19 protein-coding genes and 1 pseudogene are annotated in these 18,392 nt (G+C 61.6%); 14 read left to right on the forward strand and 6 right to left on the reverse strand.

The annotated features are described in order from the left end of the window. Positions 1-460: 460 nt before the first annotated feature. From PGB28_RS03910 to PGB28_RS03920, 3 genes are read right to left on the reverse strand one after another with little or no spacing between them, the layout of a single operon-like run. The gene (locus tag PGB28_RS03910; protein ID WP_271420182.1) at positions 461-1,984 is read right to left on the reverse strand and encodes a heme biosynthesis protein HemY; all 1,524 of its coding nucleotides are present in this window, start codon (positions 1,982-1,984) and stop codon (positions 461-463) included. A gap of 13 nt (positions 1,985-1,997) precedes the next feature. After that, a complete protein-coding gene (locus PGB28_RS03915) occupies positions 1,998-3,371 on the reverse strand; it encodes a COG4223 family protein (RefSeq protein WP_271420183.1) in 1,374 nt (457 codons plus the stop codon). 48 nt (positions 3,372-3,419) lie between these two features. Then, positions 3,420-4,148 (reverse strand): uroporphyrinogen-III synthase, encoded by a 729-nt coding sequence (locus PGB28_RS03920; RefSeq protein WP_271420184.1) that lies wholly within the window; start codon positions 4,146-4,148, stop codon positions 3,420-3,422. Positions 4,149-4,220: 72 nt separating this feature from the next. On the opposite strand from PGB28_RS03920, the gene tsaD reads away from it, so the two are divergent. From tsaD to PGB28_RS21360, 5 genes and pseudogenes are all read left to right on the forward strand, one after another. Continuing rightward, positions 4,221-5,318 carry a tRNA (adenosine(37)-N6)-threonylcarbamoyltransferase complex transferase subunit TsaD gene (gene tsaD / locus PGB28_RS03925; RefSeq protein WP_271420185.1) on the forward strand — a complete coding sequence of 366 codons (1,098 nt, stop codon included), beginning with the start codon at positions 4,221-4,223 and terminating at the stop codon, positions 5,316-5,318. Continuing rightward, positions 5,315-6,274: an NAD(P)H-dependent glycerol-3-phosphate dehydrogenase gene (locus tag PGB28_RS03930; RefSeq protein WP_271420186.1), complete on the forward strand. Its 960-nt coding sequence runs from the start codon at positions 5,315-5,317 to the stop codon at positions 6,272-6,274. The genes tsaD and PGB28_RS03930 overlap by 4 nt, the downstream gene beginning before the upstream one ends. Then, entirely contained in the window at positions 6,268-6,537 is a 270-nt protein-coding gene (locus PGB28_RS03935; protein ID WP_271420187.1) for a YciI family protein, read from the forward strand. The genes PGB28_RS03930 and PGB28_RS03935 overlap by 7 nt, the downstream gene beginning before the upstream one ends. Beyond that, positions 6,537-6,950, forward strand: a complete 414-nt coding sequence (locus PGB28_RS03940; protein WP_271420501.1) for an EVE domain-containing protein — start codon at positions 6,537-6,539, stop codon at positions 6,948-6,950. Before PGB28_RS03935 ends, PGB28_RS03940 begins: the two co-directional genes overlap by 1 nt. A 493-nt stretch (positions 6,951-7,443) precedes the next feature. Then, a pseudogene (locus PGB28_RS21360) lies at positions 7,444-7,604 on the forward strand (DDE-type integrase/transposase/recombinase); the annotation flags it as partial. Between the two features lie 12 nt (positions 7,605-7,616). Here PGB28_RS21360 and PGB28_RS03945 read toward each other — a convergent pair. Then, positions 7,617-8,825, reverse strand: coding sequence for an NnrS family protein (locus PGB28_RS03945; protein WP_271420188.1), 1,209 nt, complete (start codon positions 8,823-8,825; stop codon positions 7,617-7,619). A 21-nt stretch (positions 8,826-8,846) separates the two neighbouring features. After that, positions 8,847-9,362 (reverse strand): DUF2478 domain-containing protein, encoded by a 516-nt coding sequence (locus PGB28_RS03950; RefSeq protein WP_271420189.1) that lies wholly within the window; start codon positions 9,360-9,362, stop codon positions 8,847-8,849. A 174-nt stretch (positions 9,363-9,536) separates the two neighbouring features. On the opposite strand from PGB28_RS03950, the gene PGB28_RS03955 reads away from it, so the two are divergent. The 9 genes from PGB28_RS03955 (at position 9,537) to PGB28_RS03995 (ending at position 17,454) form a co-directional block, all read left to right on the forward strand. Further along, positions 9,537-9,953, forward strand: a complete 417-nt coding sequence (locus PGB28_RS03955) for an Rrf2 family transcriptional regulator (protein ID WP_271420190.1) — start codon at positions 9,537-9,539, stop codon at positions 9,951-9,953. Between the two features lie 125 nt (positions 9,954-10,078). After that, entirely contained in the window at positions 10,079-10,723 is a 645-nt protein-coding gene (locus PGB28_RS03960) for a paraquat-inducible protein A (protein ID WP_271420191.1), read from the forward strand. Further along, a complete protein-coding gene (locus PGB28_RS03965) occupies positions 10,693-11,325 on the forward strand; it encodes a paraquat-inducible protein A (protein WP_271420192.1) in 633 nt (210 codons plus the stop codon). Before PGB28_RS03960 ends, PGB28_RS03965 begins: the two co-directional genes overlap by 31 nt. After that, on the forward strand, positions 11,322-13,121 hold the full coding sequence (locus PGB28_RS03970) for a PqiB family protein (RefSeq protein ID WP_271420193.1): 1,800 nt from the start codon (positions 11,322-11,324) through the stop codon (positions 13,119-13,121). The genes PGB28_RS03965 and PGB28_RS03970 overlap by 4 nt, the downstream gene beginning before the upstream one ends. Position 13,122: 1 nt before the next feature. Beyond that, entirely contained in the window at positions 13,123-13,740 is a 618-nt protein-coding gene (locus tag PGB28_RS03975; protein WP_271420194.1) for a PqiC family protein, read from the forward strand. Between the two features lie 306 nt (positions 13,741-14,046). After that, on the forward strand, positions 14,047-14,991 hold the full coding sequence (locus PGB28_RS03980; RefSeq protein ID WP_271420195.1) for a glycosyltransferase family 2 protein: 945 nt from the start codon (positions 14,047-14,049) through the stop codon (positions 14,989-14,991). Continuing rightward, positions 14,981-15,370, forward strand: a complete 390-nt coding sequence (locus tag PGB28_RS03985; RefSeq protein WP_271420196.1) for a GtrA family protein — start codon at positions 14,981-14,983, stop codon at positions 15,368-15,370. The genes PGB28_RS03980 and PGB28_RS03985 overlap by 11 nt, the downstream gene beginning before the upstream one ends. Further along, complete coding sequence (locus PGB28_RS03990) at positions 15,360-16,115, forward strand: methyltransferase domain-containing protein (protein WP_271420197.1); 756 nt, start codon at positions 15,360-15,362, stop codon at positions 16,113-16,115. Before PGB28_RS03985 ends, PGB28_RS03990 begins: the two co-directional genes overlap by 11 nt. Then, complete coding sequence (locus PGB28_RS03995) at positions 16,099-17,454, forward strand: hypothetical protein (protein ID WP_271420198.1); 1,356 nt, start codon at positions 16,099-16,101, stop codon at positions 17,452-17,454. The genes PGB28_RS03990 and PGB28_RS03995 overlap by 17 nt, the downstream gene beginning before the upstream one ends. Before the next feature lie 6 nt (positions 17,455-17,460). Here the strand turns inward: PGB28_RS03995 and PGB28_RS04000 are convergent, their stop codons facing one another. Continuing rightward, positions 17,461-18,384 (reverse strand): type II secretion system F family protein, encoded by a 924-nt coding sequence (locus PGB28_RS04000; protein ID WP_271420199.1) that lies wholly within the window; start codon positions 18,382-18,384, stop codon positions 17,461-17,463. Positions 18,385-18,392 lie beyond the last annotated feature (8 nt).

Consider the following 18,392-nt stretch of genomic DNA (forward strand, 5'->3'; position numbering starts at 1 on the left):
CGCCTTGAACTCCGGCGAATGGTTCTTCCGTTTCGACATCTCTAATCTCCTTATCGTCGAAGACCAGCAGACAACAAATCGTAGCTTACGTCAGTGTCCGAATTTCAGGGGGTAGCTCAGGGGACTAGTAGGGGATCGGGGTACAACCGACGACGGGTGGGTGCGACGCCGTGCAAGATCAAGACTAGAAAATTGCTTTTTGTACCAGAGTGTTGTAAGGTGTGGGCAGGCTTTGTGCGCTTGCGTGCAACATGGTCCACCGGAACCGCCAAACAATTCGTAAGGACAAGGTCGGGGGTTCGAGTCCCTCTTGAGGCACCATTTCCCCTACCATCAGATGGCAAATCGCGGCCTTCAGCCTGCGGCCTGCCGACGATCCCGATTGTGTGACGCACCCCTTTGCAAGCTGTGGAACAACCGACGCACAAACCCATGCGCGTCGGTCGCCTATACAGATCTGTCAGGCTTTGACCGAATCTTCCTGATCCGAAGGTGTCTCTGCATCGGCGTCGATCACCTCCGCATCTTCGGTCACCTCGTCTGCGTCATCGACATAACCCTCGGTCTCATCCGTGGCCTGCATGTCTTCGGCAGAATGGTCCTCGATCGTGCCGACGATCAGCGGAAGCATCGCGGCATTTGTCGCCGATGCCACATCCGACATGGGCGGGGTCTTCCAGCTGAGCGTGTCGAGCGCGCCGCAATTCCCACAGACGGCTGTCCATTCGTTCTGAATATTCGAGCATTTGTCACAGACCCATTGCGGGCCACGTGGCGCATTGAGCGCCCGGGCGAGCCAGCCCTTAACCACGGCATCATCGGAGCCTTCGCCACGTTCAATGGCGGCCATGATGGTCAGCACGCGGGCATCGGGATCGCTTTCGGCCAGATCGCCCAATGCGCGGCGGGCGGCGGGAAAATCCTCATCCGCGATATGCAGTTCGGCCTTGAGCAGGCGGGTTTCGCGATGTTCGGGCTTGATCTTGAACAATTGCTGGAACCGTTTGATCCGCGCCGCCGGGGTCTCCTCGGGCGCGATCTCGGCAAAGCTGGCGGCCAAGTCGGGATGCGGCTGGGCATCCCAGGCTTTCTTGATCACCCGCACCGCATATTTCGGTTTTCCCTGTTCGATATAGCCCCGCGCCGCCATGACAGCCGCCGGGATCAGCTCAGGCGACAGGCGATTGGCCTCGATGGCCGCTTCGCGCTGGTCAATGCTGCTGCCTTCATCAGCCACGGCACGTGCCTCCGACAGCGCAAGCACTGCGTCGCGCCGTTTATGCACATCGCGCGGCAGAGTTCCGTGCTTGAGCTTGGCGTTCAGTGTCTTGCGCGCACCTTTCCAATCCGCGTGCTCCGCCTGAAGCTTGAGCAGGATATCCTGCGTCTCTTCATGCTTGGGCTTGATGGCGAAAGCGCGCTCGGCCAGTTTCAAAGCCGTGTCGGTATCCCCATCCGCCAGCTTCTGTTTCATGATGCCGCGCACGCCCACAAAGCGCGTGCTTTCATCGGCAACCAACTTTTTATAAACCGCTTCGGCTTTGGCCCGGTCACCCGTCATCTCGGCGGCCTGTGCTTTGAGAAGGTTGGTTAGTTCCGGCTTTTGCAGGTAACGTTCCGCCTTGGTGGCCTTGGACATGGCCAGCTTGCCCTCGCCCGAGGCCAGCGCCATGAGCCCGTCGCTCAGCGCCTGGAAGCCTTTGCGTTCGCGGCTGCGGTCGAAATAGCGCGAAATCGCGGTTTCATCGCCATTTACAAAACGCAGCACCGCAATCAGCAGGGACACGAGTTTCAGCAAGACCCAAAGGGCAACCATCAGGGCGAACAAGGCGATCACCATCTGAATGGCGCTGAACGAAAACTCCTGTCCGTTGAAGGTCACGCGCAGACCCGCGCCGTCATATTCCAAAAGCCATCCCGCGCCCCAGGACAGGGCCGCGACCACGACAACAAAGACGATAATTTTCAAAAGAGTCCAAAGCATCATTTCGTCCTTATTACCGGTTGAGCTGTTGCGCGATGTCTTGCGCCGCAGCAAGGGCCGCGAAGCGCGCATTGGCGGCGGCCACCCATGTCTCAAGTTCTGCCTTGGCCACGTCGGGCAGGGCCTCAATCTCGGTCAGGGCAGTTTGCAGATCGCCGCCGCGCACAGCGGCTTCGGCGCGGCTCAGCACCGCGTCGGCATCGTCGCCTTCGCGCGGCTCGACCGACCGGACCTCGAACATCTTTTCCAGCACCGAACCAATGCCGCTCTCGCCCTCTTCTGCCGGGGCATTGTCACGCGCGGCACGCAGCGCAGCGCGGGCAAGGTCCGGGAACTCTTCGCGCAGCGTGGCTTGCGTTGCCACGCCGGTCTCGGCCACCGCGCTCAGCGCGTCGGGAACCGGCGTGTCGATATTGTCGGCCAACTCGCCCAGCGCCGCGCCAAAGGCATCGCCAGTGTCCAGCGCACTCAGGATGCGGGTCATCGCGGAACGGGCCGCAGCCAACCGCGCCTCGGCCAGCGCGCGTTCTTCCATCTCTGTCGCTTCGGCGGCGATCTTTTCAATCTTGGCCTTTTCGGCGGCAATCGTATCCTCAATCGCCTTGCGCTGTTCTTCCATGGATGCGCGCAGGCGTTCCAACTCGTCCTCATAGGCCTTGATCGCCTCGCGCGAGACATTGTCCTCGATCGGGCGTTTGGCCAGATCAGTCATGCGTGTCTCAAGCACAGCAAGCTGATCGGGAAGCGATTCCAATGCACCAACCCGGTCGGTCAATGCCGCCAGGGTTTCGCGGGTTTCGTCTATCGCGCCCGACGTGGCGCTCAGATTGTCGCCAAGTGTTTTCAACGCCGTGTCGGTTGCGTCGGCACGGTCCTGCAGAGAGGCAGACAGCCCTTCAAGCGTTTCACCCTGTTCGGCCAGCGCTGCAGTCACATCGGCGCGGAAGGTATCCCCGCCGTCGCCACCAAAGGGCCAATCTCCGGATTCATATTGCGCCGCCCCAAATCCAACCGCAGCAGCGGCAACACCGCCAAACAGCATGGCACCAAACCCGCCACGGCGTTCCACCACCGTCTGCGCTTCGGGGGCCGCAGCATCCGGTGCGCGTTCGGCGGCCGCTTCCTCGGTCTCGGACTGCTCCGGCGGCGCGATCTCGCCTTCGGGTTCACCATCGGGAACGATCTCGGCATCCTCGACGGTGTCTTCGGCGTCACTCACCTCTTCGGGTGTTTCGCCAGACGCTTCGGTGTCGGCATCGGTTTCCGGCGCCTCAGGTGACGTATCCGCACCATCACTTTCGACGGTGGCTTCCGGAGTTTCCGTCACCTCATCCTTGTTGGCCTTGTCGTCCACGTTCTCGGACTTCGGATCTTTGGAATCTGACACCGGATATCACCTTTTCGAATCTTTCTGCTGCAGTGCAACATCATTACCTTAAGCATTCCCCCTCCCCCCCTCAACAGGGCGATTGGTGGGATAAAGCCCTGAAACGGCGGCGCACATCGCCGCACCATCGGGACGCGGGGCCACGATCATGCGCTCCCCTTCGACCCCTGCCGCCGCGTCACGTACCGCTTCGCTCATCGCGACGACCCAGAGCGGCGCATGACCATGGACCTCTTGGCAGACTAGGCGGGCGGAGCGCGTAGAGAACAGGGGAAGGATAACGGGGCGCTCCCCGTCCAGCAGTGCATGCGCCTCAGGCGATAGGGGGCGTGGGCGCTGATCATACACCTCGCGTTCTTGTACATCCAACCCCGCCTGCCGCAATCTGTTCGCCACATCCCCCCGCGTATGTCGCCCATGCAGGTGCAAAAGCGGGACACTTGGAATATGGGAGGTAAGGTAGTCCACGAGAGCGTCTGCGGTCTCCCCGGCCTGTACCGCATCAAAACCAGCCTCGCGCGCGGCGTGTGTCGTGCGGGGACCGACGCAAAATGCTGGGCCGGACATCGAACCCCGATAATGCGCCACAGCGTTGGCCGAGGTCAGGATCACACCGGCGATATCCGGTTTGCCCGGCGCATGCGACAGGCCGACAATCTCCAGAACCGGCGACATGATCACGGGACCAAGCGCCACCCGCTGCGCCAGTTCGGCGGCAAACGCCTCGGACGCCGCTTTGGGGCGGGTCAGCAAAAGCGCGGGGGTTTGCTCGGTCATGACCGGCGCGGGATTGTTTGACATCGCGCCAAGTGTTACCTGCCGAAAACCGCCTGTGCAACGGACCCGCCCATGACCCGACCGCTCACGATCCTTGGAATCGAAAGCAGCTGCGACGACACCGCCGCCGCGGTCGTGACCCGTGATAGCTCTGGGCAGGTGCGGATCGCGTCTTCGGTCGTGATTGGGCAGACCGGATTGCACAGCGCCTATGGTGGCGTGGTGCCCGAGATCGCCGCGCGCGCCCATGCAGAACGGGTCGACATCTGCGTCAAACAGGCTCTGACACAGGCGAATACGGCTTTGTCCGACATGGATGCCATCGCCGTCACGGCCGGTCCGGGGCTGATCGGCGGAGTGGTATCGGGCGTCATGTGCGCCAAAGGGATTGCCGCGGGCGCAGGGCTTCCGCTGATCGGCGTGAACCATCTTGCCGGCCATGCCCTGACCCCGCGCCTGACGGATAATGTGGCCTACCCCTATCTCATGCTGCTGGTTTCGGGGGGGCATTGCCAGTTCCTGATCGCACGCTCGGCGACCAATTTCATCCGTCTTGGGGGGACGATCGACGACGCGCCCGGCGAAGCCTTTGACAAAACCGCGCGCATTCTGGGCCTGCCACAGCCGGGCGGCCCGTCCGTGGAACAAGCGGCCAGCACAGGTGATGCCAAGCGCTTTGCCCTGCCCCGCCCGCTTTTGGACAAGCCCGGCTGTGACATGTCGTTCTCCGGATTGAAAACCGCGATGCTGCGCGCGCGGGACGGAATCGTGGCGGAAAAGGGCGGGCTGGGCCGCCAGGATCGCGCCGATCTCTGCGCCGGGTTTCAAACTGCGGTGGCAGACGTTCTGGCGGGAAAATCCCGGCGGGCGATGGCCCTGTATCTCGGCATGACACCCGCAATCCCGACATTCGCCGTGGCGGGCGGCGTCGCGGCAAACACGGCCATTCGCGCCGTGTTAGAGACTGTTTGCAGGGAAAACGGCGTGGCATTCACCGCGCCACCGCTGGCGCTTTGTACGGATAACGCCGCCATGATCGCCTATGCCGGGCTGGAGCGGTTCGACGCGGGATTGAGTGATGACATGACGCTCTCTGCGCGGCCCCGCTGGCCGCTGGATTCGTCGGCAACCCCCATGCTGGGCAGCGGAAAGAAAGGGGCCAAGGCATGAGCATCGGTATTCTGGGCGGCGGCGCGTTTGGCACCGCGCTGGCCATTGCGCTGGACCAGACGCAGGACGTGACGCTCTGGGCGCGCGACACGACAGCCTTGTCCGACCGGCGTGAAAGCCCGCGCCTGCCCGGTGCAAGACTGCCCGAAACAGTCACTGTTACAGCGGAATTCGCAGAGGTCACGTCCTCGGATACCCTGTTGCTGGCCGTACCGATGCAGCAGCTTGCCGGGGTTCTGGCCCAGATTGATGACCCTCTGGAGGGCAAATCCATCGTCGCCTGTTGCAAGGGGATCGACCTTGAGACCGGCTTTGGCCCCGCGCATATCGTGGCATTGGCGAAGCCGCTGGCGGTGCCCGCCATCCTAACCGGTCCCAGCTTTGCCGCTGATATTGCGCGCGGCCTTCCCACTGCGTTGACCCTTGCCTGTCAGGACGAGGAACGCGGAAAAGCCCTGCAACAGAGCCTGTCCACGCCGACGCTCCGGCTCTATCGCAGCACCGATATCACCGGGGCCGAGATTGGCGGCGCGTTGAAAAATGTGATCGCCATTGCCTGCGGCGTGACCATTGGCGCGGGTCTTGGCGACTCGGCGCGCGCTGCGCTCATGACCCGGGGCTTTGCTGAAATGACGCGTTTTGCCGTGGCCAATGGGGCGCGGGCCGAAACGCTGTCGGGCCTGTCCGGCTTTGGCGATCTGGCGCTGACCTGTACGTCGGACCTGTCGCGCAATTACCGCTTTGGCGTTGCGCTGGGACGGGGCGACGCATTTGACAGCTCGACCACCGTCGAGGGTGCCGCCACGGCGCAGGCATTGCAGCGTGTGGCACAAGACCAGAATATCGCCCTGCCCATCGCGTCTGCCGTCGCGCAGCTTGTCGAAGGCAGATTGACAGTTCAGGATGTCATCAAGGACCTCCTGGCCCGCCCCCTGAAAGAGGAAAAACCATGCTGATTGCCCTGTTCGCCCGCGACAAAGCCGGAGCGCTTCAAACCCGCAAGGACAACCGCGAGGCCCATCTGGTTTATATCAAGGAAACCGGCGTCGTGGCACAGGCCGGACCGCTGATCGAAAACGGCGAGATGGCCGGGTCGCTTGTCATTCTCGATGTCGAGGACATGGCGGCGGCTGAAACCTGGGCCGCGAATGACCCCTATGCCAAAGCCGGGCTGTTTGCCGATGTACAGCTTGTGGAATGGAAACGGGTGATCGGCTGATGCGCTACTGGCTGTTCAAATCCGAACCTTCGACCTGGAGCTGGGACGATCAGGTCGCCAAGGGCGATGGGGGAGAAGAATGGGACGGCGTCCGCAACTATCAGGCCCGCAATTTCATGCGCGAGATGGCGGTGGGCGATCGCGGCTTTTTCTATCATTCGCAAAAGGACCGCGAGATTGTCGGCATTGTCGAAGTCTGCGCCGAAGCGCATCCCGACAGTACCACCGATGACGCGCGGTGGGATTGTGTGGATATTCGCGCGATTGAGCCGCTGCCCACCCCAGTGACATTGGACCAGATCAAAGCCGATGAGAAACTGGCGGATATGGTACTTGTCAAGAACTCCCGCCTGTCTGTGCAACCCGTGACCGAGGCCGATTGGACCCATATTTGCGCGCTCGGCGGGCTCTGAATACGGTGCGCGCCCCAACACTGAAAGACTTGCCCAGAACCTCCGGTTCAGATGGAGTGTTTCCAGTTCCAAACCGGATCTTGAGATCCAGTTTTAACTTGACCACGCGGCATCAAAGGGGCGCAGCCAAACGTGCTGTGTTCCCGGATAACGTCCAAGCTCACAGACGCGCAGAAGGCGTTCAACAGCATACCCCGATCCGAACGCTTGAATGCTGACCTGTTCATGGGCCTTGAAGATAGCGCCGAAACGCTCGAGGCTCGGCGTAGAGAGACTGCACAGCGCAATTGGGAACAACGTCCCAGCAGCGCTGATGAAATTGCCAGACACATCCAACCCGTCTGTGTGATCAAAGGGCGGAAAATCTAACCCCAAGCGGGGGCACTTCCGTTAGCACAGCACTTGGAGAGCAGGTCAACTTCAAATCGAGGACCAATCAGGGAAGCAGGTAGGTTCCAGCTTTTGAAATTTACGGCGCATCCGATCGTCACAAGACGGCATCCACCACATTGATCGAAAGTGGCGAAACAATTGGATCAAGAGTGATCACGCGGCCCTGAAGCGGCTTTTCTCGGCTATCGCCAACGCTTCAATCCCCTGCGAACGCGAAAGGCGACCTCCAGCGGCATCGATACAATCCGGTGTATGCAAAAGTTCCCCTCTATGTCAGGACTGTTTTCCCGCAGGCAGGCGCAGCAGCAGTCGCCCGTAAAGACCAACAAAGGCAGCGAAAGCGATGAACCAGCCCAAGCCGGATATCGCATGCAGCAGCGGCGCGGCGTCGAACCACAGCCCCGCTGCGACACGCGCGAAGACGGCCAGCACCATGGCCAGGTAAATGACCATTGTTCCGGCTCCGGCGGTCAGCGCCTGCCCGGTATGCCCAAGCGTCGCGCGTGTCATCACCGCCAGGGTCATCAGCCCGATGGCACCCCCTGTCCAGAGATGCTGCGCGGCGGCTGGCGCAAGAACATCAGGTGCCAAAATCGCAACGCCCAGGGCCAGCGCCCCCAGCGGCACGAAGCTGTAGCCGACATGCAGCACCAACAGGAGCGGCTCGCGAAAGGTCAGCTGCCCGGCCCAGCGCGACAGGCGGATCGCATGGCACAAACCGGCACAGAGCATCGCAAGGCCGGTCACCGCGTTCATCGGCACAACAACCCAAAGTAGCAGGGCGGCCAGCAGCAGGAGCAGCGCGACCTTGTCAAAGCGGCGCATCGGTGGCACCGGCAGACGCTCTGACCCCTGTTTGACCAGCCAGTTGCGTGTAAAAGACGGCACGATCCGCCCGCCAATGACCCCGATCATCAGGATCCCCGCGCCCACACCCAGCCTGAGCCCCATACCTTGCGCGGCATAGTCGCCCCGCGCCGCTTCCCAATGGTACAACGCGTTTCCCATCGCAAAGACGCCCAGCATCCCAAGCACGATCAGGTTGCGCCAGTTTTTCCCCGCAACGATTTCACGACCGATGGCAAGCGCAAGCAGCAGCGGAAACGCCAGGTCGAGCGCTGCCACCAGCGCAGGCGACAGCCCCGCTGAAAACAGCACCGCCACGCGCCCCGCAAGCCAGACCAGCGCCAACGCGCCAAGCCGCCAGCCCACGATCGGCAGGCGACCGGTCCAGTTCGGAACCGCTGTCAGCAGGAAACCCGCGATAACGGTGCCAAGATAGCCGAAGAGGAATTCATGCGCGTGCCAGCTCACCGCATCGAAGGCGGTTGGAACACTCAACACACCGGTCAACATCGGGAGCCAGAGCGCCATGGAGACTGCGGCCCAGACCGCCGCACTGAAAAAGAATGGCCGGAACCCATAGGTCAGGATCGCCGGCCCGCGCCAGGCGCGCATTTGTTTAGCGGTCGTCGCGGCCATTGGGTGGTCTCCTTGGTTCGGTCATGCCTGGGCTACCCGGCAGGACCGCCTGCACCAGTCAAGGATTACGCCTTCCTCCGGTGCCAGCGCGGTCGCCGTGCCCTCGGCGAACAGTTCAAAGGCCGGTCGGTGCGCATCCGTCAGCCCCGTCAGGACCGGAATGCCTCGCCCCAGCGCCTCGGCAATGAGGCCGCGAAAGCCACGGCCTTCCGCTTCGCTCAGACCGAACTTGTTCAACACGATCAGATCCGCACCGCTCTCTGCAAACCGCGCGACCGCAATGCCCACAGCGTCTTCGAGCGCCCCGGCATCCATACGGCAGGACGTAGACCCTGCACCCAAATCTTGGGTGATCCGAGCCACCGGGCCGTCCGGCAGAAGCCGCAGATCGCTGTTGCAATGCGCGTTTTCGCCGTCCGTCCCGTTGGCGCGCAAGGCTCCCAAAACCCTGACGCCCTCGGCGCTCAATTGCCCAACGACCCGCTCCAGAAGACGGTCGGTCTCTCCGCGCTCTGTGCCCGAAACTGTCGCAAACATTCGTCTGGTCCTCTCACTCATTCTCGACCCCCGGGAACCGCCCATCACACTTCGATACGTTGATGATAGACAGGTCCGTCTTTTGCGCTCGCCTGGTCGCGCATGATTTGGTATTTGATTTGCCGATTACGCCACAGTAATACGCATTGCAAATACCAATTGAGGAGCGCGACCATGCGTCTCACATCCTTCACCGATTACGGGCTGCGCGTGCTCATGCGCATGGCGGGCAACCCGGCCCGCGCCTTCACGACTGCCGAGCTCGCCGATGAATTGCAGGTGTCACGCAACCATCTGGCCAAAGTGATTTCGGCCCTTGCGGCGGCCCGGCTTCTGGACACACGGCGCGGCGGAGGCGGCGGCGCCACGCTTGCCAAAGCACCCGTGGATATCCTGCTTGGCGATGTGGTGGCGGCACTGGAATCGGATCAGGCGCTTGTAGAATGCTTCGCAGCCAGTGGTGGGGCCTGCACCCTGACCCCGCATTGCCGTTTGAAATCCCGCCTGGCCCATGCCGAAACCGCTTTCATAACCGATCTCAACCGGAGCACGCTGGCCGATTGCATCTACGCCCCGGAAAGCATGGGGTGACCCTTTTGCCCGCCTGAGTGGACAAGCCCCCCGGCGCCCCCTATTCTGAACTGCCCACCGGGCCTGACCAACGCGTTCAGGCCCGGTGATGGCGAGCCTTTCAGACCACGCGGGGGCGGGATCGCATGAAGACCAACATGACATGGCAGGAACGTTTCGGTGACCGCGCGCTGATCGCCTGTCCGACCTGCGACACGGTGCATGTCGAGCCGGACGTGCCGGACAACCACCAGGCGCTGTGCTGCCGCTGTGGGCATGTACTTGCGGCGCCCCGGGAAAATGCTCAGGTGCGGGTGCTGGCGCTTGCGGTGACCTCGTCGATCCTGATGATCGCCGCGGTGTTCTTTCCCTTTATCAGCCTAGATGCCGGTGGCCTGCATAACAAGACATCTATCATGGACGCGGTGCTGGCATTTTCTACCGGTCTCATGGCACCGCTTTCGCTGGCGGTGGCGCTTATGATTGTGCTGATCCCCGCAGCGCGGCTGCTGGCGATCATCTACACGCTCTGGCCCATGGTCCGCGGCGACAGGCCCTTTCCGCTGGCCCGCAAGGCGTTTGGGCTTGCCGAACGTTTGCGGCCCTGGTCCATGGCCGAGATCTTCGTCGTCGGCGTCGCCGTTGCGCTGGTCAAGGTCGCGGGCCTCGCCACGCTGAATCTCGGCCCGGCCTTCTGGGCCTTTGTCGGGCTTGTTGTCGTCACCGTTTTTCAGGACACCTCGATGTGCAGGTATACGATATGGAAATGGCTGGAAAAAACGACGAACTGATCACCGCGCGCGCGGCGGGACTGTTGGCCTGTACGCGCTGCGGGCGCGTGCACCGTCGCGAGGCCACCGCATGTCAGCGCTGCGGCACCACGCTTGCGCCGGAAAGCCGCCGCCCGCTACAGGCGGTCTGGGCTTGGCTGCTGGCGGGCATCATCGTCTATATCCCGGCCAATATCTATCCGATGCTGCGCACCTCCACCCTGCTGGAAAACCACGAAAGCACCATCGTCGGCGGCGCGATCGACCTATTGCACTATGGCAATTACGGGGTCGCGGCCATCGTCTTCATCGCCAGCATCTTGATTCCTGTCGGCAAGTTCATCGCCATCGGCTATCTCGCGCTCAGCATCGGGCGCGCTGGGATCCTGTCGGCGCATAGCCGCCACAGGCTGTATGAAGTGGTTGAATTCATCGGGCGCTGGTCGATGATCGACGTGTTCGTCGTTGCAATCCTCTCAGCACTTGTTCAGTTGGGAACCGTCGCTACGATCAACCCGGGAGTCGCCGCCGTCAGCTTTACGCTCTCGGTTGCATTCACGATGTTGGCGGCGCAGAGCTTTGATCCCCGTTTGATCTGGGACGCAGACAAGGAGCCCCTATGACCGATCCAACCCCCGCCGATCCGGTTGTCAGACCGGCCCACGGCGTGTCGTCGCCACGGTTTTCGGTGATCTGGATGGTGCCGATCCTGGCGCTTGCGATCTCGCTCGGGATCGCTTGGAAAAGCTATGCCGAACGCGGCGTGCGGATCGTGATCGGCTTTGACAACGCAACCGGCATCGTCGCCGAAAAGACCGAATTGAAATACCGCGACGTGACCGTCGGCCTGGTCGAGGAAGTGGGGTTTTCCGATGACCTGTCCGAAGTGCTTGTTGCCGTGCGGCTCGACCGGGAACTCGCCCCCTATCTCGATGCCGATGCACAGTTCTGGGTGGTCCGGCCCGAGGTCTCGGCGCAGGGGATCAGCGGATTGAACACCGTGCTGTCCGGCGTCTACATCGAAGGCCGGTGGGATTCACAGGCCAATGAGGTGCAGACCCGGTTCACCGGGTTGAGCCGAGCGCCACTGTCCGATGCTGCAGGCGGCGGAATAGCGATCCGGCTAAGCGCGCGCGATGGCAATTCCATCATCGCCGGGGCACCAATTCTCTACAAGGGTATTCCCGTCGGCAAGGTCGAGGCACCGGAATTGTCCGAAACGGGCGACTCCGTGATCATTCGCGGCTTTATCGATGCGCCCTATGACCAGATCGTGACCGAGAATACCCGCTTCTGGGACATTTCCGGTGTGTCTCTGTCTCTGGGTGCCGGGGGGGTGTCGCTGGACTTTTCCTCGATCGCCTCGCTGGTGCAGGGCGGGATCGGTTTCGACACGCTGATCACGGGCGGCGCGCGCCCTGCGGAAGGGCATCTTTTCCCGCTCTATACCGATCAGGAGACCGCGCGGGCAAGCCTGCTCGACGATCCCACGACCGAACGGCTCAGGGTGCTTGCGGTCTTTGACGGCTCGGTCGGCGGTCTCAAGGAAGACGCGACCGTGCGGTTCCGTGGCGTGCAAGTGGGCGAGGTGGAGAGCGTGGCGATGATCGCATCGGACATGGGCGGGCGCAGCGCGGTCCGGCTGCATGCAACGCTCGCCATTACCCCGGCGCGCATGGGGCTGGGCGAGGAGGCCGGAACCGAGGACGCGCTGGACTTTCTCGCCAGCTACGTGGAGCAAGGGTTGCGCGTGCGTTTGGCCACGGCAAGCCTGTTGTCGAACGAACTGGTGGTCGATCTTGTCGAGGTCCCGGACGCAGACCCCGCCAGGATCATCACCCGTCAGGACGCTTTGCCCGAATTGCCGACTGTCGAAGCCGATATCGCGGATCTCAATGCCTCTGCCGAGGGTGTGTTCAAACGCATCAACAACCTGCCGATCGAAGAACTGCTGGCTTCGCTTCAGGGGCTGATCGATTCCGCCAATCTGCTGATCGTGGACGAAGACACCCAAGCCATCGCACCCGGCATCAATGCGACGCTGGAGGAATTGCGCGCCCTTTCGCCCGATTTGACCCGGACCATGGCCGAAACCGAAGCGACGTTGAAAGAGGTGCGCCTGATTGCTGCCGAATTGCGCGAAAATGGAGCGACGGAGAACGTGAACAATGTTTTCAACTCCGCCTCATCAGCGGCAGATGCGATCGAGGCCGCAGCCGGCGAATTGCCGAAACTGACCGCACGGCTGAACGCGCTCGCTACCCGCACCGAAACGGTGCTGAAAACCTATGACGACAACTCGCGCCTGATCTCCGGCGCTCTGTCGACTTTGCGCGATATCAGCGAGGCGGCGGATGCGCTGCGCTCGCTGGCGCGCACGATACAACGTGACCCAAGTTCTCTAGTGACAGGACGGTAAAATGACCTTCAGATCCCTGCCTGCGGCCCTTCTTCTCGCTGCGCTTGCGGCCTGCGGCGACAGCACACCGCAATATCTCGTCGAAACCCGCCCCACCGACGTGCAGGTACGGGCCCGGGTCAGCACGCTGCTTGTACGGACGGTTTCACTGCCGACCTATGCCGCGGATCAAAAGATCGCCGTTCAGACAGAGTCAGGCTCCGTTCAGGCGACGGATTTCGGTCTCTGGGCCGACGAACCCGAGCGGGCCACGACACTCAGCATCACGCGTAACCTCAATACGATGACAAGTGCCAAGGTCGCGCCCGAGCCGTGGCCGCTGCCGGAACCTGCGCAGGGCGTGCTCGACATCCGCATCGAGACCTTCATTGCAACCAAGGACAACACGTTCCGCGCGGCAGGACAGTATTTCATGGGATCGGTCACACCCGACCCGATTGAAGATCCGGACGACCCGGACAAGCCGCCCAGGGTTCTGTCGGCACCGCTGCCTGACAAGGCAAAGCTGTTCGATATCGTGATCCCTTTCTCGGCTCGGACGCCTGCGGCCATCGCGGCGGCGCAAACCGCCGCACTTTCGCAGCTCTCGGAACAGATTGCGCGTGATCTGGCGCGATAATTCGTTTCGGCGCACGGCGCGTGCAGCGGACCAGGAGCAAAGCCAACATCTCCACCCCTGGAATCATCTGCTTGCCCTTATCCGGCTCGTGGTCGCTCTGTGCGACCAATGCAAGCGACCTGTCGCTGGCTGGCAAGAGGCGCCAAAGGTCTTAGGGTTGAACAAGGTTCCTGCCTGGTGCCCCGCGCCAGCAGGGTGGCCGTGACACGTCTGGCCTGGAATTTCACCTGCAACTGCAAACGCCCCTAGTTCACGGCAGATCTTTGGCCTAGGCTCGGGGTGTATTGACCCGATGACCGGATTATTATGCTGATTTCCTTCGTGGTGCCCTGTTTTAACGAGGAAAAGCCCCTGGGCGAATTGTTGCGTCGGCTTGAGGCGACTGCTGATCTGCTGGATCAGCCCTGCGAATTCGTTCTCGTCGATGACGGCTCCACCGACCGCACATGGGAGATCATCACCCGCGAAAGCGCGCGGCTGGCGCAATTGCGCGGCGTGCGCCTATCGACCAATTGGGGACATCAGGCCGCGGTCAGCGCCGGGCTGGATGCGGCGTGCGGAGATCGGGTGCTGATCCTCGACGCCGATCTGCAGGACCCGCCGGAACTGGCCGTCGAGATGATGGCGCTCATGGATCAGGGTTACGATATGGTCTATGGTCGCCGCCGCGACCGCAAATCGGAAAGCTTGTTCAAGAAAGCCACTGCGCGGGCTTATTACCGGCTGATGAGCTATTTCTCGGATGGCAAAATCCCCGAGGATGTCGGCGATTTTCGCATGGTCAATCGCCAGGTGCTCGATTCCGTGCGCGCCCTGCCCGAACGCACTCGCTATCTGCGAGGGCTGTTCGCCTATGTGGGCTTTCGCCAGATCGGTATCGAATATGACCGCGACGCGCGCAATTCCGGCGAAACAAAATACCCGTTAGCCAAGATGCTGCGGCTTGGTTTTGACGGCATCACCTCCTTTTCGGACAAACCGCTGCGGCTGGCGATTTCCTTTTCGCTCCTGTCGATCCTGCTCTGTCTGGCGATCTGTCTTTACGTGCTAATCTCGTGGCTGTTGTTCAACACCGCTCCCGGCTGGGCCTCGATCCTGATCACGGTCAGCGCTTTCGCCTCCGTGCAGCTGTTCTGTGTGGGGATTATCGGCGAATACCTGGCCCGCATCTATACTGAGGTGAAAAACCGCCCGCTCTATCTCGTGGCCGAAGACACCTCAGAAAGCGATGGTCGGACCGATGCGGGATAATCAACTGGGCCGTTACATCGTGACCGGGATCTGCGTGACGCTGTTCTACGTGCTCGTCTATCCGGTATTGCGCCGGGCCGGGCTTGGGGCGGTGCCAGCCAATCTCACGGCGTATTGTTCCGCGGTGGCGCTGCAATATGTCATGCATGCGCGGTATACATTTGCCGTCTCCACCCGCAATCGGTCTCAGGCCCGGCGCTTCGGGATCACCATCGCGCTGGGTCTTGCGCTCTCGACGCTGATCACCGCAGGGATTGCGCCGCGCATCGGGATGTCGCCGTTCTGGGCCGCGACCTGCGCGGCAGTACTGATCCCGGTGCTGAACTGGATCCTGTTCCGTTTCTGGGTGTTCCGGACGGAGGCGCCTCATGGGTCATGAATATTCCACACGCTTCTTCGACTATATCGAAACCGGTGCCCGCGCTTCGGCGCAACGGTTCATCCGAGAATTGCAGTCGCAGCTGCCCATTTCCAGCGTGCTGGATGTGGGCTGCGGTCGCGGCGCGTGGCTGGATGAATGGCAGGTCGCCGGGGTCGCCGGGATCGCCGGGGTCGATGGCGCCTATGTCGACACCGACACGCTGCGCATTCCCGCCGAGGCCTTCCACGCCGCCGATCTTACCGGCCCGGTCGATCTGGGCCGACGCTTCGATCTGGTGCAATGTCTTGAGGTGGGTGAACATCTCCCGCCTGGCGCCGCGCCCCGGCTGGTCGATAACCTGACCGCCCATGGCGATTGCGTGCTGTTTTCCGCCGCCCAACCCGGTCAGGGCGGCGAGTTCCATGTCAATGAACAGCCGCTCGAGCACTGGCGCGCCTTGTTCAAGACCAAGGGATATGCCGCCCATGACTTCCTGCGCCCACGTGTGGCAAACGACCGATCGGTAGAGCCCTGGTATCGCTACAACGCGGTGCTTTATCTCAATGAGGCAGGCATCGCGCGCGCCTCGGAGGACATAAGAGCAAGCCGCGTCGCCGATATGACCCCCTTGCCCGCCTGCGGAGATCTGAGATGGCGGTTGCGGCGCAGGCTGGTCCGGCTTTTGCCGGTCCCGGCGGTCACATGGCTGGCACAGACCAATGCAAAACTGAAAACAAGGCAGGCCCATGACGCAAAGGATTGACCCGCTGCCGCCATACCGCCCCTGGCTTCCGGTCGCGCTGATTGCCTTGGCCGTGCTCGTGGCGCTGGCCGTTCCACAATTCCTTGACCCCTTCGTGCGCCATGATGATTATTCTGCCCTGTTCGGAACGCCCGAAGGCTATGTCGTCAAGGCGCTTGGCGAAATGCGCTGGCTTGGGATGCTGTGGCATATGCGTGGTTGGATCTGGCCCGCGCCGGTGAATTTCGCTCTGTTCATGGCGCTTTCGGTGATCTGGAGCGCCGCGTTTGCCGTGCAATTCAGCGCGCCGACGCGCGCAATCTGGGTCGCCTCTGCCGTCGCGCTGCTTGCCGCAGCCAATGTCCTGACCGTGCCGCAATCCTTGTGGTTCAATACACTTATCCCCGGAATGGCGGTGCTGGCAGCCTATGCGCTGGCCTGCCTTCGGATGGGGGTCAAGGCGCGTTTGATGCTGCTCTTTCCCACGGTGTTTCTGAGCTTTCTGAGCTACACCACCTATCCCATGCTGGCGGTGTTGACCTGTCTGGCAGATCCCGAGATGCACACCCGCCGCCGCATCAAACACGCGCTGATCCTGCTTTGCCTCGGCGTTGCCGCCGCCATTCTGCTGAGCCTGAGCCTGAACTATCTGGCGCGGGGCGAATTGATCCCGAAAGTGGAGAACTGGCGCCACGCAAACACGAACGAAACACCGGAAAGATTGGCGGAATTCATCGAGATCATTGCCCGGCAAGTGATGGATTTCCGCTGGTCCGCGCTGATGCTGGTGATCAGCTACCCGATTGCCTGCATCATTTTGTGGCGCAACAGGCCAGAACCCGTCCTGTTTACTCTCCTGATACTGATCTTCGGCGGATTGCCGTTGATCGCCCTGAGCGCTGTGGGTGGGATCAGGATGACCGCCTATGCCTTCATCTTTGTGCCCGCAACACTGGTCTATGCCATCGCACTGGCGTTCCGGTCATCCCTTCTGGGGCGCGTGGTCCTGGTCGCGCTTTGCATCACCAGCTTGGTTGAAACATCGCTTTATTATCGGAAATTTACCGATTGGCAGGCAGACACCCGGGCCATCAGCGCCCTTGTCCCGTCCGGGGCGCAGACGATCTACATCTATGGCCCCCCCCTTGACATGCGCGCTTCGAACACTGCTGGACTGATTTATCCCGAAGATATCATTTTGCGGCTCAAATACCTGACCGGCCGAGAGGTCATCTTGTGCATGCGCGACGCCGACGCCTGCCCCGCCGGTGCCGGCTTGAGCTGGGGTGCATCCAACCTCCCCGAAGTCGAGGCCACCTTGTCCGGCAGAGACATCGCGTTTCGTATATCGGCGAAGTAATCGCACTCATTGCGGCGACAAGCTCAGCAGCATTTCCAGAATGAGCAGCAGGATCGGCACAATCACGATGATCAGGTTCACTGGGAACATGAACAACGCCATCGGGAACAGCATCTTCACCGGCAGCGCATTGGCCTTTTCTTCGGCTCGCACAATCCGCATCTGGCGCATTTCCTTGGCAAAGGTGCGCAGCGTCTTGGACACGCTGGCACCCAGTTCTTGTGACTGTCGGAACAGAACGGCAAGCGTGCGCGCCTCTTCCACCTGAATACGATAGGCAAAGTTCTGCAGCGCTTCATGCAGTGGCCGACCAGCCCGGATTTCCAGGTTGATGATGCTCAGCTGCACCCCGAAATCTGGCGTCGTGACAAGAAATTCACGCGTCACGCGGTCAATCGCGGCGTCAATGCTCAGACCGGCATCCACGCAGACCAGCAAGAGGTCCATGAAATCCGGGAACAGCTTGCGAAACTCGCGCGTCCGCTTGTTTCCCATGGATTCCAAGACCATGGCCATGATCATGTAGAACAAACCCGCCATGACCGCAGAGACGACGAACAGCAGCAGGGTGCTGACCTCGGGCAATAGGATCGGCACGAAAACCTGAATGATCAGGAAGATGGCCAACGCCCCCAAGAGCCGGATGAGGTTGTAGTAGACTACCGCCCTCGGCTTGAAATACCCCGCCCGCACCAGCCGCATGCGCGTGCTGTTGGCATCCTCTTTCTGGGTCACTTCAAGGAAATAACGAATATCCTCGTTGCCCGAGCCAAGAAACCTGTCGATTTCTTGCCGGGACATACCGCGAGGCCGGCGCGCATCCTCGATATTGCGATACACCTCGCGCCGCCGGTTGACGATACTGATGATCGAAAAACTTAGGATCAGGACGGATACAAAGACCGCCAGAAGGACAATATTCTCGTTCAAACTATGCT

The organism is Primorskyibacter aestuariivivens (genome assembly GCF_028023675.1).
GTDB classification, from domain to species: Bacteria; Pseudomonadota; Alphaproteobacteria; order Rhodobacterales; family Rhodobacteraceae; genus Marinovum; species Marinovum aestuariivivens.